This is a genomic window from Pseudomonas sp. 29, from assembly GCF_002754355.1.
GTDB classification, from domain to species: Bacteria; Pseudomonadota; Gammaproteobacteria; order Pseudomonadales; family Pseudomonadaceae; genus Aquipseudomonas; species Aquipseudomonas neuropathica.
In genome coordinates this window covers 5,907,601-5,921,011 of sequence record NZ_PEEY01000001.1, presented here as the reverse complement: position 1 = coordinate 5,921,011, position 13,411 = coordinate 5,907,601, and the positions used below count along the sequence as shown (strand labels likewise).

Annotated in this window: 14 protein-coding genes; 6 read left to right on the top strand and 8 right to left on the bottom strand. The window is 58.2% G+C overall.

Annotated features, from left to right (window positions below):
* Positions 1 to 37 precede the first annotated feature (37 nt).
* From CLU80_RS30740 to CLU80_RS27570, 5 genes are all read right to left on the bottom strand, one after another.
* Positions 38 to 649, bottom strand: a complete 612-nt coding sequence (locus tag CLU80_RS30740) for a transposase (protein WP_093433056.1) — start codon at positions 647 to 649, stop codon at positions 38 to 40.
* Between the two features lie 389 nt (positions 650 to 1,038).
* Positions 1,039 to 1,470: a hypothetical protein gene (locus tag CLU80_RS27585; protein ID WP_093433058.1), complete on the bottom strand. Its 432-nt coding sequence runs from the start codon at positions 1,468 to 1,470 to the stop codon at positions 1,039 to 1,041.
* A 159-nt stretch (positions 1,471 to 1,629) separates the two neighbouring features.
* Positions 1,630 to 2,838, bottom strand: coding sequence for a DSD1 family PLP-dependent enzyme (locus CLU80_RS27580; protein WP_286079831.1), 1,209 nt, complete (start codon positions 2,836 to 2,838; stop codon positions 1,630 to 1,632).
* 74 nt (positions 2,839 to 2,912) lie between these two features.
* A complete protein-coding gene (locus CLU80_RS27575) occupies positions 2,913 to 4,241 on the bottom strand; it encodes a D-arabinono-1,4-lactone oxidase (protein ID WP_286079830.1) in 1,329 nt (442 codons plus the stop codon).
* A 76-nt stretch (positions 4,242 to 4,317) separates the two neighbouring features.
* Positions 4,318 to 4,674, bottom strand: a complete 357-nt coding sequence (locus CLU80_RS27570; RefSeq protein WP_099759019.1) for a c-type cytochrome — start codon at positions 4,672 to 4,674, stop codon at positions 4,318 to 4,320.
* Positions 4,675 to 4,915: 241 nt separating this feature from the next.
* Between CLU80_RS27570 and CLU80_RS27565 the strand changes: the two genes are divergently transcribed.
* The 4 genes from CLU80_RS27565 to CLU80_RS27550 all read left to right on the top strand — a co-directional run bounded on the left by CLU80_RS27565 (position 4,916) and on the right by CLU80_RS27550 (position 9,089).
* On the top strand, positions 4,916 to 6,541 hold the full coding sequence (locus CLU80_RS27565) for an NADP-dependent glyceraldehyde-3-phosphate dehydrogenase (RefSeq protein WP_099759018.1): 1,626 nt from the start codon (positions 4,916 to 4,918) through the stop codon (positions 6,539 to 6,541).
* A 130-nt stretch (positions 6,542 to 6,671) separates the two neighbouring features.
* Positions 6,672 to 7,022 (top strand): DUF3302 domain-containing protein, encoded by a 351-nt coding sequence (locus CLU80_RS27560; RefSeq protein WP_093433068.1) that lies wholly within the window; start codon positions 6,672 to 6,674, stop codon positions 7,020 to 7,022.
* Positions 7,023 to 7,027: 5 nt separating this feature from the next.
* Positions 7,028 to 7,987: an HlyD family secretion protein gene (locus tag CLU80_RS27555; protein WP_093433070.1), complete on the top strand. Its 960-nt coding sequence runs from the start codon at positions 7,028 to 7,030 to the stop codon at positions 7,985 to 7,987.
* A 61-nt stretch (positions 7,988 to 8,048) separates the two neighbouring features.
* Positions 8,049 to 9,089, top strand: coding sequence for an FUSC family protein (locus tag CLU80_RS27550; RefSeq protein ID WP_286079793.1), 1,041 nt, complete (start codon positions 8,049 to 8,051; stop codon positions 9,087 to 9,089).
* 3 nt (positions 9,090 to 9,092) lie between these two features.
* On the opposite strand, the gene CLU80_RS27545 is transcribed toward CLU80_RS27550, so the two are convergent.
* The gene (locus tag CLU80_RS27545) at positions 9,093 to 9,986 is read right to left on the bottom strand and encodes a DMT family transporter (protein ID WP_093433072.1); all 894 of its coding nucleotides are present in this window, start codon (positions 9,984 to 9,986) and stop codon (positions 9,093 to 9,095) included.
* A gap of 136 nt (positions 9,987 to 10,122) precedes the next feature.
* On the opposite strand from CLU80_RS27545, the gene CLU80_RS27540 reads away from it, so the two are divergent.
* Together CLU80_RS27540 and CLU80_RS27535 are read left to right on the top strand one after the other, a co-directional pair.
* Positions 10,123 to 10,560 carry an Lrp/AsnC family transcriptional regulator gene (locus tag CLU80_RS27540; protein ID WP_099759017.1) on the top strand — a complete coding sequence of 146 codons (438 nt, stop codon included), beginning with the start codon at positions 10,123 to 10,125 and terminating at the stop codon, positions 10,558 to 10,560.
* A 57-nt stretch (positions 10,561 to 10,617) separates the two neighbouring features.
* Complete coding sequence (locus CLU80_RS27535) at positions 10,618 to 10,935, top strand: YceK/YidQ family lipoprotein (RefSeq protein WP_093433076.1); 318 nt, start codon at positions 10,618 to 10,620, stop codon at positions 10,933 to 10,935.
* 43 nt (positions 10,936 to 10,978) lie between these two features.
* Here CLU80_RS27535 and CLU80_RS27530 read toward each other — a convergent pair whose 3' ends face one another.
* Positions 10,979 to 12,334 (bottom strand): hypothetical protein, encoded by a 1,356-nt coding sequence (locus CLU80_RS27530; protein WP_099759016.1) that lies wholly within the window; start codon positions 12,332 to 12,334, stop codon positions 10,979 to 10,981.
* Between the two features lie 404 nt (positions 12,335 to 12,738).
* The gene (locus CLU80_RS27525) at positions 12,739 to 13,410 is read right to left on the bottom strand and encodes a Bax inhibitor-1/YccA family protein (protein WP_008081508.1); all 672 of its coding nucleotides are present in this window, start codon (positions 13,408 to 13,410) and stop codon (positions 12,739 to 12,741) included.
* Between the last annotated feature and the right edge of the window lies 1 nt (position 13,411).

Genomic DNA, 13,411 nt, shown 5'->3' with positions numbered 1-13,411 from the left:
ATGACCTGTTGGCGTTTCGAACGCCGCGTGTATGGCGTCAATTGCTGGCTGTCGAGGCGCAGGCGTGTTTGCCCAGCCACGTGTGCAAAAGCGCGAAGTTCAACGAGAACTCGGGCATTTGCAGCAACGCGCCGCAGAACACTTCGCCGATGATTTTTTGAATGAGCAGCACCGCGCGCGGCTCGTTGAGCAACGTGGCGATGTCGCGACTGAGGGCGTTGAAGCTCCAGACTTTCTGGTTCAGGCCCAGGCCAACGAACCAGCGGAACAGCAGGTTGTAATTGAGCTGTTCATACAGTTGCTGTTCGCTGGGCACCGAATACAGCAGCTGCAGGAGCAGGATGTGCATCACCGTTTGCGCGGGAATCAACATGCCCGGCTCGGCATTGAGGTCGTGCAGGAGTTCGCGGTGGGCGTCGAACAAGTCGTCGATCTGCGGGCGCAGCAACACCAGCGAATGGCCCGGCGGAATGTAGCTGGAGACCTCTTTCAAGGCGCCCTGCCAGTCATCCTGCGAGACGATCCAGACCCACGGCGCGCCGTAGCGATACACCGAAACCGGCTTCTTGCGCGCGGCCTCGACGATCTTCGACAGGCGTTGATCGAGTTCCTGCATGCCCACTTTCGAGTAGCGTTCCATAGTCCCCATTGCCTCACTCCCGGCGTCCCGCCTCGGCTTGTGAAAAGCGCCCCATTGGGCCCCTCAAGCGCGTTACATAGGCATGACCGGACTGGCGATGTGCTACCGAACTTTTGTCATAAAAGCTTCATTACAGGATTGATAGGGATTTAACAGACAACACAAAACCCTGTGGGAGCGAGCTTGCTCGCGAAAGCGGTGTGCCAGTCAATTAGAAGGTGACTGACAGGACGCCTTCGCGAGCAAGCTCGCTCCCACAGGTTTACCGTTTTATTTGTATTTGGCTTTAAGTCGGCCCGGGATGGACTCGAGTCAGGGGCCAGCACATATCGAATAGGTGACTTAACGAAATATCGCGCAGGCGCCACACGGTAATTCAGTCCCCCATTCAAGTATGGCTAGTCGTTCTTCAAATGAAAGAATCCTTTTACTTTCAGCCTCTCCGGTCCTGGTGGAACCGGAGAGCCTTTCAACTTCATATCCATACTGAACAACCCAGTGGCTGTCTTGGGTGACTCTGTATACGAGACAGCAAATGAACCAGACTCAACACCATATTCGTAATGGTACGAATCGCTGTAGTCGATATACTTCACATCCAACAGATCCTTCGCGTCATATATTAGAAACGACTCTCTTTTGGGAAACGTTAATAGCAATTGTTTTTTTGGCTCCATATTTCCGCCCACACCCTGACGTCCAAATACGCTGAAACCGTAGGTTGTGTCGTCAAGGGTAACAATATCTGCCCGCATGCTTCCGAGCTGGTCGGTTTCCACTTCAAACAGGCCAATTGCATTGGCTACTACCACTTCAGTGTCCGTCTTCATTTTTGTCATCCTGATAGGCTATTTGTCTATTGAAAGAGCGGCACAGCCTGAACTTTCAATGCATGCTGCATAGACTGTGTCACCTACCATAAGTACATCCATCGCGGAAAAGATGTCTACTGTCAGACTTGACAGTAGACAAACTCAAAAAAATTGGGATCAGGCGTAAACTGGCCACACTTCAACGATCTTTCCACCCCGCACGGCTAACAAATCCCCAAACTGCAACAGCACTGCTTCAGTCTGCGTCGGACGCAGGAAGACTTGATCTTCCACAACCAATCCCACGGCATTCGAGCCATTGACCATTTCCTGATTCGAGCTGCGGCCGTACACCCCATTACTCTGCAAACCGGCTGGCGATTCGAACTCGGCCATCCAGTTACCGCCGTAGATGAAATAGGTCTGGCGCTGATTCTGATCCCACCACGACAACAGCTTCGACCTGTCATCCAGTGCCGGAATATTCACCGCGCCTGTGCTTTTCAAGACTGGCGTGGCGATGTAAGTCGCGGGCACATGCTCGGTCAGCGAAGGCAAATCGTAGTGCGTCGGTTTGAGCATCGCCGTGCCCACGGAAACTTCGGTACTCAGTTTCTCGTTTTCGTGAATGCGATAACTCGGACTGCCAGCAGTGTTCAGGCACAACCCGTCGAGCCACAACCCCGGGAACTGCTGCCGGGTGAAATCGACGCAGTGCTGATAAATCACCATGACCTTGGCGAACAATTCTTCCGGTGAACCGAGAATCCCCGGCACGCCCATGCCTACGAACGGGTCATAACCCATGAACCCGGCGAACTCCAGATGCTGGGGGTTAGCGCTGATCAGCGTGAGCATCTGCCCAAGGACATTCACATCACTGACCCCGCCACGATGCAGACCGACGTCCAGTTCGATGTTGATGCGCATCCGTGTGCCCAAACCCTGCGCCAGCGCAAGGTATTGCTGCAAACGCTCCGGCCCGTCGAGTAGCCATTGCAGTTGCTTTGCGGGATCGAACGGACCTTTGTGGGTTTGGTAGAACAGCTCTGCCGAACGCACCGGCAATGGCTTGCCGAGCAGGATGTCGGACTGTGGAAAAACCTGCGCATCGTGATTGAGAAACGGCTGATGAAACGACATCAGCCTCTGCGTTCCGGCACGCTGTGCGATGTAGCTCAAAAGTCCCGGTGCTGGCAGCGACTTCTCCACCAGCCGCAGGTGTTTGCCGCCGCGCTTGACCGATTGCATCACCACATCGATGTTGTGATCGAGGCGATCCAGATCGATCAGCAGCACCGGGCGCATAGGCCCCTTTTCCTTCAACTCCTTGTTCAGCGCCCGGAAGTATTCGCTGTACGGCGCGCCGCGATCGCCCGGCCGCAGCCACGCGCCAACGCCGACCAACAAAGCACCGACACCCAACGTGCCGAGCAGAAAATTGCGCCGATTGACCGCCATCAGCTCACCCCCAATATCGACGCCAGATGCGCATTGAGAAACCGTCCACTCGGATCCAGCGCCTGACGCACGTCGACAAACTCGCGCCAGCGCGGATACAGCGGTTGCAGGTTTTTCGCGTTGAGCGTGTGCAATTTGCCCCAGTGCGGCCGTCCGTTGTACTTCCAGAAGATCGGTTCGACCGCCGCGAAGAAGTTGTGATGATCCATCTGGTAATGCTGGTGTACCGAGATCGAACAACTGTCGCGGCCCTCGAACATGCTCAGCGGAATGTCGTCGGCCTTGACGTATCGGTACTCAATGGGAAACCAGGTGCGCAGATCCTTGTCCTGAATCAGCTTGAGAATCTCACGCAGGCAAGCAGGGCCATGTTCGGCCGGCACTGAATACTCCATTTCGTTGAACCGCACCGTGCGCACATTGGCGTAGATGTCGAAGGAGTCGCCGACGCGGTCATCGAAACTGGCCAGATGGCGCAGGCTGTTGAGCAGCGTGCGGCGCAGGTCGGGAAAGTCGCTGGCGTATTTGTCGATCTTCTCGATCAGGGTGACGAACTCGTTGCCGCCCTCTTCTTCCGGGCTGATCGGCGGCGTCGCCGGGTCGTCGGTTTCGTTGAGCGCGATGGACAGGGCGTAGTCGGAATGCGTGACGACGAGCATTTCCCAGTGCTGGTTTTCACGAGTGTTGTTGTCGAGGTCTTCGAGCAGCTCTTCGGTCTTGGCGATCCACTGGCGTTCGCGCAGGCGGTATGCCGGGCGGTTTTGCAGACGGATTTTAGTGGCGACACCAAGCGCACCGAGGGAGACGCGGGCGGCGTTGAATACTTCGGGGTGGCGCTGGCTGTCGCAGTCGAGTACCTCGCCATTGGCCGTAACCAATTGCAGTCCGCAGACGTGGGCCGAGTAGGACTGGAAGCTTTTGCCGGTGCCGTGGGTCGAGGTCGCAATGGCTCCGGCCAGGGTCTGGTAATCGATATCGGCCATGTTCTGCAGGGCCTGGCCGATGTCTTTCAGTGGCTGGCCCATGCGCGACATGGGGGTGCCGGCGGCGAATTCGGCTTGCAGGGTTTTCGCATCGTGATCGAGCAGTCCGCTGAAATAGCTCAGCGACAACAGCGTGCCGTCGGTGGGCACCAGCGCACTGAACGAGTGCGCCGAGCCAACCGGGCGGATCTTGCCTTGTGCCTGCTGGATCACGGCCACCAGCTCATCGAGATTCTTCGGCGCCAAGCGCGCCGCTGGCAAACAACTCTGCCCGCCCGACCAGTTGCGCCACGGAATCAAGCGTGGCGCCCGCAGCAACTGGCCCAATGCCGGGTTCGTCGCCAGCGCACTGAACGCGCCAACGATACTTGCCCGTTGCAACAACTGACGCCGTGTCAGATCCATCGTCATGCCGGGCACCTTATTGTGGGAGCGGCTGGTCGGCCATGAAGCCGATCAATTGCAGGAATTGTTCTTCCGAGCACTCGACGCACTGGCCCATCGGCGGCATGCCGTTATAGCCGTTGATGGCATGGTCGAGCAGCGTGTCGGTGCCTTGCTGGATGCGCGGCTCCCAGGCTTTGCGATCACCGGTTAGCGGCGCATTGGCGGCGGGATTGGCGTGGCAGAGCTGGCAGCTGTTGGCGTAGATCTGCGCCAGTGCCGGGTCTTTGGGCGTGGCGTTGCTATTGACGCTGGCCGGGGGTTTGGAGTCTTCGCCGCAACCAGGCAGCGCCATGGCCAACGCCAGCAGTAAGGTGAGTCGGATTGCCCGCATAACGGCCTCGCTTATTGTTGTGAACACACCTTACGGCAGCGCCTGCAACGGGTTGAGGGCATTGCGGGACAGCGAGGGGGGCAAACGGGGCCAGCTCTCCCCCCGATGTGGATGTCCGCTCTGCTGTGCGCCTTTGCGTGACATTCGGGTGACATTTGCGGGTTTAAATTCCGGCGCATTCAGGCGTATAACCTGTGAAGGCTTTTTGATCTGCATACGGACATCAACACGGGGTAGCGACATGACCACAGCAAACATCCTTGGCAACCTGTTCCCTTCTGTCAGCGACATCCCGGAAAAATATCGCCTCGACGCTCAGGTCGAACAACGCGAATACCTGGTCGACGGCCAGTTGCGCCGCTGGGACGGCCCGCTCGCCACGGTGCGCAGCCCGGTTTATCTCAAGGGCGCTAACGGCGACGAACAAGTCATCCTCGGCAGCACGCCACTGCTCGACGCCGACACCGCGCTCACTGCCCTCGACGCCGCTGTGCGTGCCTACGACCGGGGCCAGGGCCTGTGGCCGACCATGCGCGTGGCCGAACGCATCCAGCACGTCGAAGCCTTCCTCGGCCGCATGCGCCAACAGCGCGATGCCGTGGTCAAGTTGCTGATGTGGGAAATCGGCAAGAACCTCAAGGACTCGGAAAAAGAGTTCGACCGCACCTGCGACTACATCGTCGACACCATCAATGCGCTCAAGGAACTCGACCGCCGTTCCAGCCGTTTCGAGCTGGAACAGGACACCCTCGGGCAGATCCGCCGCGTACCGCTCGGCGTCGCCCTGTGCATGGGCCCTTACAACTATCCGCTGAACGAAACCTTCACCACGCTGATTCCGGCGCTGATCATGGGCAACACCGTGGTGTTCAAACCGGCCAAGCTCGGCGTGCTGCTGATCCGTCCGCTGCTCGAAGCGTTCCGCGACAGCTTTCCCACCGGCGTGATCAACGTGATTTACGGCAGTGGCCGCGAAACCGTCAGCGCGCTGATGGCCAGCGGCAAGATCGACATCTTCGCCTTCATCGGCACCAACAAAGCCGCCAGCGACCTGAAGAAACTCCACCCCAAACCTCACCGTTTGCGCGCCGCGCTGGGTCTGGATGCGAAGAACCCCGGCATCGTCTTGCCGGAAGTCGATCTCGACAACGCCGTCAGCGAAGCGGTCACCGGTTCACTGTCGTTCAACGGTCAGCGCTGCACCGCGCTGAAAATCCTCTTCGTGCACGAGGATGTGGTCGATAGCTTCATCGAAAAATTCAACGCCAAACTGGCCACGCTGAAACCGGGCATGCCATGGGACAGCGGCGTGTCGCTGACGCCGCTGCCGGAGTCGGGCAAGGTCGATTATCTGCACGGTCTGGTAGCGGATGCGCGCAGCAAGGGCGCCGAAGTGGTCAACCCCAATGGTGGCGAATCCCGCGAATCGTTCTTCTACCCGGCGGTGCTCTACCCGGTAAATCCGCAGATGCGCGTCTATCAGGAAGAGCAGTTCGGCCCGGTGGTGCCGATCGTGCCGTACCGTCACCTCGATACCGTGATCGATTACGTGCTGGAGTCGGATTTCGGTCAGCAGTTGAGCATCTTTGGCACCAACCCGGTGGCGGTCGGCCGTCTGGTTGACACCTTTGCCAACCAGGTCGGGCGGATCAACCTCAACGCGCAGTGCCAGCGCGGCCCGGACACTTACCCGTTCAATGGTCGCAAGAACTCGGCGGAAGGTACGCTCTCGGTACACGATGCATTACGGGTGTTCTCGATCCGTACGCTGGTGGCGACCAAGTTCCAGGACAGCAACAAGGACCTGATCAGCGAGATCATTCGCGGCCGTGATTCGAGCTTCCTGACCACCGATTACATCTTCTGATCAACTGTCACGCGGATCGTGAATAAGCAAAAAGGCGACGGCAACCGCTTCTGATCCAAAGTCGCCAAGCGCCCGGCAAATCAGTGGCTACACTGATGCCAGCACTGTGCTGGATGCCGGGAGCTTGACCATGCTGGATTACTTTGCGCTAGGGGTTTTGGTGTTTGCCGGGCTCGTACTGTTTTACGGGATCATCGTGTTGCACGACATCCCCTATGAGATTGCCGTTCATCGTAACCACCCGCATCAGGATGCGATCCATGCCACTGGCTGGGTCAGTCTGTTCACCCTGCATGCGCTCTGGCCCTTCCTGTGGATCTGGGCGATGGCCTATCGAGAAGATCGCGGCTGGGGCTTCGGTGACGGTAAATCCGTGCAAAACCATGTCGTTCGCCTGGAGCAACAGGTGGTCGAACTGCAAGGACGCCTCGAACGACTCGAAGCGCTGAATGCCACTGCTCCCCACAACGGGGAGGCCTGAACGCCATGGATCTGCTCCTTATCCTGACTTACGCCGCGATCTGCGTCGCAGTGTTCAAGATCTTCCGTATCCCGCTGAACAAATGGACGGTGCCCACCGCCGTACTGGGCGGCATCCTGATGATCGGCGCCTTGATTTTCACCATGAACTACAACCATCCCTACTCTGAGGTGGCGCGCACTTACTTCGTTTCTGTGCCGGTCATCCCCATCGTCAGCGGCCAGGTGATCGACGTGCCGGTGAAGGTTAACGAGCCGCTGGAAAAAGGCGACGTGCTGTTTCGCATCGACCCCACGCCGTTTGCCAACCGGGTGAAATCCCTCAAGGCGCAATTGATCGCAGCCAAAGGCGATCGCTACCGCATCACCGAATTGATCCGGCGCAATTTCGGTACCCAGCGTGAACTGGACGCCGCGATTGCCCGCACCGACGATCTGCAGGCGCAACTGGATAATGCTCAGTTCGAGCTGGACAACACCACCGTTCGCGCGCCAAGCAAAGGCTTCGTCACCCATGTTTCGCTACGGCCGGGAATGATGGCGAGCAAGTTGCCATTGCGCCCGTCGATGGTGTTCATTCCAGAAGAGGGCCAATACTTTGCCGCGTGGATGCGCCAGAACAGCCTGCTGCGCCTGACCGTCGGCGATGAAGCAGAAGTCGCGTTCGACGGCATTCCCGGCAAGGTGTTCGCCGGCCGGGTAAAAAACGTCATCGGGGTGATTGCCGAAGGTCAGGTACAACCTTCCGGCACCCTGATCGGCTACACCGGCTCGCCGCCGGCCGGGCGTGTGCCAGTGATCATCGAAATCACCGATCCGGCCTTCGCCCAGTACAGCAAGCTGATGCCGGGCGGTGCTTACGGGCAGGCCGCGTTGTACAGTCAACACTTCCATCACATTGGCACGATGCGCAAAATCCTCCTGCGTATGGCAGCATGGATGAATTACATTTTTCCTTTCCATTGACCTGAAGCCCAATCACGAGAGGCCCGCACTGAGTACTTACAGCACCCATCGACTTCCGCCCTTGCTGCGCCGTGTCCTGCGTCCGTTGCTTGATCCTTATCGACGTTACCGGCACGCGCGGCTGATCCATGCGGTGCGCGTTGCCCTCGGCTTGCTGGCGACGATCCTGCTGACCACCGGCATCAATCTGCCCCACGGTGAATGGGCCTCGGTGACCATGCTGGTGGTGATCGGCGGTTTACAGCACCACGGCAACATCGGCAAAAAAGCCGCCGAACGCGCCACCGGCACCTTGATCGGTGCTGGCGTCGGTTTGCTGCTGGTGGCGCAGCAGGCGTGGCTCGGCATGCCGTGGCTGACGTATTTTGCGATGGCGGTGGTCTGCGGTTTCTTCTCTTATCACGCGATTGGCAAAGGGGGTTATACCGCCCTGCTCTCAGCGATCACCGTGTTCATTGTCGCCGGGCATGGCGACAACCCGATCACCGACGGCTTATGGCGCGGGGTCGATATCTTGATTGGTATTGCGCTGGCGCTGGCCTTCTCTTTCGCCCTGCCGCTCTACGCGGTGTACTCGTGGCGCTACAACCTTGCCGATGCCCTGCGCGATTGCGCCACGGTGTTTGGGCGAATCATCGGCGGCCAGCCGGTCAGCGCCGATGAGCATTTGAAGCTGATGGGGCGACTCGGCGCGGTGATGGTGCAATTGCGCTCGCTGATGCCGTCGGTGTCCAAGGAAGTGAAGATTTCCATGACCGAACTTGATGCCATCCAGCGCAACCTGCGCATGTGCATCAGCACGCTGGAGATCCTTGGCAACACGCGACCGGATGCCAGCGACCCCGAGGCCATGGCGCATCTGCAATCAGCGCTGAAGGCCGAGCACCGGCAGATTCGCGTGCAACTGATCGGCATGGCCCGAGCGTTGAAAACCGGCGCTTCGCAACGCCTGGACAAGCCGCTCGAGTTGCCGGAAGCCAACCTCGATGCGCCGGTTTATAGCACGCTGGATGGCTACCGACTGTTGACCCGGCAACTGGCGGCGAATATCGGCGAGATGCGCCAGCGCCTGGCGAAAAGCGCACCGCACTGGAACATCTGAGGGTTACTGCGCAGCCAGCCGCCGGGACTTCAGGCCCCAGCCTTGTTGCATACCGGCGGCGGCCAACAGAATCGCCGCCACGCCGACCCATTGCAGGATTTCCAGACGATGGCCGAACGCGAACCAGTCGACGAAGATCGCCGCTATCGGGTAGATGAACGACAGTGCACCGGTCAATGCGGTCGGCAATTTCTGGATCGCGCCGTACAGCAGCACATACATCAGACCGGTGTGGACGATGCCCAATGTGACCAGGCTGGCCCAGGCACTCGGTGCTTGCGGCAATGCGCTGAAGTGCGCAAAAGGCGCCAGCAACAGAACCCCGGTGCAGACCTGAATCAGCGCGATCAAATGCGGTGGCGTGCCGGTCAGGCGCTTGATGATCAACGCGGCAATCGCATAGAGAAACGCCGCACCCAAGGCCAGCGCAATGCCCATCAGATAGTCATTGCCGCTTTCACTCTGGGTACCATGGGCACTGACAATCGCCAACATGCCCATGAAGGAAATCGCCAGCCAGAACAGCTTTTGCAGGGTGATTTTCTCGCCGAGAAACAGCGCCGCCAAACCGACCAGCATGAACGGCTGCACGTTGTACACCGCCGTGCCGATGGCAATCGAAGCCCTTGAATAGGAGGCAAACAACAACACCCAGTTACCGACAATCGCCATCCCGCTGAGCACTGCAAGCAGGAAGGTGGTTCGGGTCAGAATGCCCGGGCGCAGGAAGCCGAATACCGCGCAGATCAACAACAAGGTGCCGGCGCCGAACACGCAGCGCCAGAACACCACGTCCAGCACCGGTTGCCCGGAGACCAGCACAAACCAGCCGATCGTCCCGGAAATCAACATGGCGGCAGTCATTTCGAATGAGCCGCGCCGCAGGGTCTTGTCCATCATCAATCTCCTCAACAATTGAACAAAGTATGCCAAGGCGTCCCGGCGGCGCTCCAGAGCAAAAAGCAGGCTAAACTCGTAATCTGCCTTCTTTATCGTGGGTGGTTTTCATCATTCACCTAATACTGGAGTTTTTATGACTGATGACATTGATCAGATCCTCATCGGCGCATTGATGGAGGATTCGCGGCGTTCGCTCAAGGCGCTGGCGCAGATCAGCGGCTTGTCGTCGCCGAGTGTGGCCGAACGCTTGCGCCGACTGGAGGAACGCGGTGTGCTCAGGAGCTACACCGTGGAAATCGATCCGAAGTTTTTTGGCTATCAGTTGCAGGCAATCGTCCGGGTTCGGCCGCTGCCGGGACAACTGCAGGAAGTCGAGCGGCAGATTCTGGCGATTCCCGAGTTCACCGAGTGCGACAAGGTCACCGGCGAGGACTGCTTCATCGCTCGCCTGCATGTGCGCTCGTTGGAACAGCTCGACACCCTGCTCGACCGCCTCAATACCTTGGCCGAAACCAACACCGCAATCGTCAAGAAAACCCCGGTCAAGCGTCGATTGCCGCCGATGGCCTAAGAGCTTTTTCCGCATGTTCGGCGTAAATTGAGGTTTTTCCGGCGAAGGATTGGCGGTATGAAAGTTCAGGCAATGATGCTGAGTGCATTAGTGTTGAGTGGTTGCGGGACAGTGCAAACGGTCATGCGCGACGATCAGGTCGCCGTGGACGATTTGAGATCGAACAAATCCTATTGCGGAGCGGTGCCGAGAATCTACAGCGGCGTGATGTATGACTTCTGCAGTCTGCATGCGCCGATAGACCAAGGTAACAAGTACAACGCCGCCCTGCCCGGCTGGGCGATTGATGCTGTGGCGTCCGGGGTGCTCGACACGTTGTTGTTGCCTTACACCATTTACAAACAGCAGACTGATGGCAGCATCCTGATCAACTGAAAAAAGCCTGCGCACGCCGAAACGTGCGCAGGCTTTGCGCTGCTTACTCCAGCAGTTGCTGCAGGCTCGGGTCACGAATGACTTTCTGCAATGGCTTCGGCGTGGCGTTGTTGGTGGAATTGAGCATTTTCAGTTTCATGTCCGACGCTTTGCTGCACGCGTTCTTGCCGTCGGCGTAGATGCCGCTCATGTCGCATTTCCACTCGAAGTAATTCACCAGACCGCCGGACAACTGCAGGCTGTAGTCAGTGCTTTGAGTACCCGGCGTGAAAGCATGGCCGGCCGGAATGTTCTGGAACCACTTCATCCATTCAGGCGAACCCGGCTTCGGCGCATTGGCCTGGAACGTTGGATTCATGATCGCCACTTGCGGCGTTTCGGCGGTCGCATGGCAGCTCAGGCAGGAACTGTTGGGGTTGTCCACCGGACCATTGAGGCGACCGTTCCAGCCCAGATGGGTGGGTGGCAACTCTTGGGTCTTGGCGTTGATCGCGGTCTGTTGCAACGCGGGGTTGATCTTGGTCTGCGTCGGTTGCGGGTTGGTGAAGTCGTTGCCGATTTCTTCCGGATCGTTGCCCCACATGATCCCTACCGGGACGAGGTTGTCCCAGCCAGGCTTGCCGGTTTTCGCGCCGTTGTACTGAAAGGTGCCGAAGATCCAGCCGGTGGCGCTCATGCGCTTATCGCGCACGGCGATGTCCATCTGGATCAAGGCGACATCCTTGATCTTGCGATTGGCCGAGGTGAACGTCTCGGTGACGTAGCCCTTCCATAACACCGGGTTCACCAGGAACGGCACGGTGCTGCGATCAATATCGGCGAACAGGGCTTTGCAGACTACGGTGCCGTCGGGGAAGCTGTTGGGTGCCGATGTGTATTTCGGATCAGGGTTGTTCGGGTCTTTCCAGACCTCTCCGATGGTATAGGCGCCGATGTCGTTATAGATGCCCACCGCGTAAGTCTGGCCAGTAGCGGTCTGCGTGGGGGCGAGTTGCTTGACCTGGATCTGCGCCTCTTTGGTCAGGCCGTGAATCCCTTCGCGTCCCAGCGGGCCGTAGTGCTGCCACGGCATGTGATACCACTGACGTTTTTTATTGTTCTGTACGTACCAATCAGCCTCGACGTTGCCTTCGAGGCAATAGGTTTTGACTTCCTCCATGTACGCACGCCAAGTCTCAAAATTGTTATCTGGCTTGGTCGGTAGATTCTTGAAAAAACCGGGGAGTGGTACTTTCGGCGCTGTGGCCGGGTAATTCTGGCTCAACTCAAACAGTGGGCCAGTGTATTGGCTGGAAGGTGGTTGATAGCCGAAGTCAGGATAGACGCCGGCGAGGGTTGACGCGCTGAACAGCGCGGTGGTGACGGCCAGTACAGCCAGTTTTCCTTGGGGCTGGTTCATCGATGATCTCCTTGATTGGGACAACGCCTGCAATGGCAGGGCCTCCATTATTTTTTTCTGGTATCAGGGCCCCGGTCGTTCGCCGGGATACGGTCACGGTGCATGGCATTTGGCGTGGTTCACCTCCCGGTTTTCACTGGACGAACGAATACAGTCGCTCTCGACCGAAAGGCCTGGCGATCAACAGCAAGGGAAGTGAATGCGAGGGACGCAGGATTACACGAGGGGTGCTGGTTACCGACTCCTGTCGATCAGGCTACTGCTCTTCCTTGGTAATTAGGTGTAGGTGATTTCCAAAAAGACGCCACTATTTTCAGATCATTTTGTACGTAAAAGGCCACTACGCTTTTCGGCGAGCAACAAAAAACCCGCCGAAGCGGGTTTTTTGTTGAAACGACTAATGATCAGTCGTCGCGGCTCATGATGCCGAAGATCTGCAACAAGCTGATGAACAGGTTGTAGATCGATACATACAGGCTGATGGTCGCCATGATGTAGTTGCGCTCGCCGCCGTGGATGATGGCGCTGGTCTGGAACAGGATGCACACCGACGAGAACAGCACGAAACCTGCGCTGATCGCCAGTTGCAGGCCGCTGATCTGGAAGAAGAAGCTCGCCAGCGTTGCACCCAGCAACACGAAGAAACCAGCGGTGATGAAACCGCCGAGGAAGCTCATGTCCTTGCGGGTGATCAGCACGTAGGCCGACAGACCACCAAACACCAGCGCAGTCATCGCAAACGCCGAGCTGACCACTTCAGCGCCGCCCTGCATGCCCAGGTAACGGTTGAGGATCGGGCCGAGCAGGAAACCCATGAAACCGGTCAGCGCAAAAGCGGACACCAGGCCCCAAGCGGAGTCACGGAGTTTGTTGGTGAGGAAGAACAGCCCGTAGAAGCCGATCAGCACCACGAAAATGTTCGGGTAGCCAACGCGCATCTGCTGGGCAACGAAAGCCATGACGCCGCTGAATGCGAGGGTCAGAGCCAGTAGGCCGTAAGTGTTGCGCAGGACGCGGCTAACCTCTAGCTGCTCAGCCTGCACGCTGTTATTAACTGCGTAATCCTGTTCGCGCATG

Coding starts and splice junctions, on each gene's coding strand:
- CLU80_RS27525 (WP_008081508.1), bottom strand. CDS start 13,410: ATGCGCGAACAGGATTACGCAGTTAATAACAGCGTGCAGGCTGAGCAG.
- CLU80_RS30740 (WP_093433056.1), bottom strand. CDS start 649: ATGGGGACTATGGAACGCTACTCGAAAGTGGGCATGCAGGAACTCGAT.
- CLU80_RS27555 (WP_093433070.1), top strand. CDS start 7,028: ATGGATCTGCTCCTTATCCTGACTTACGCCGCGATCTGCGTCGCAGTG.
- CLU80_RS27530 (WP_099759016.1), bottom strand. CDS start 12,334: ATGAACCAGCCCCAAGGAAAACTGGCTGTACTGGCCGTCACCACCGCG.
- CLU80_RS27545 (WP_093433072.1), bottom strand. CDS start 9,986: ATGGACAAGACCCTGCGGCGCGGCTCATTCGAAATGACTGCCGCCATG.
- CLU80_RS27560 (WP_093433068.1), top strand. CDS start 6,672: ATGCTGGATTACTTTGCGCTAGGGGTTTTGGTGTTTGCCGGGCTCGTA.
- CLU80_RS27570 (WP_099759019.1), bottom strand. CDS start 4,674: ATGCGGGCAATCCGACTCACCTTACTGCTGGCGTTGGCCATGGCGCTG.
- CLU80_RS27585 (WP_093433058.1), bottom strand. CDS start 1,470: ATGAAGACGGACACTGAAGTGGTAGTAGCCAATGCAATTGGCCTGTTT.
- CLU80_RS27540 (WP_099759017.1), top strand. CDS start 10,123: ATGACTGATGACATTGATCAGATCCTCATCGGCGCATTGATGGAGGAT.
- CLU80_RS27535 (WP_093433076.1), top strand. CDS start 10,618: ATGAAAGTTCAGGCAATGATGCTGAGTGCATTAGTGTTGAGTGGTTGC.
- CLU80_RS27565 (WP_099759018.1), top strand. CDS start 4,916: ATGACCACAGCAAACATCCTTGGCAACCTGTTCCCTTCTGTCAGCGAC.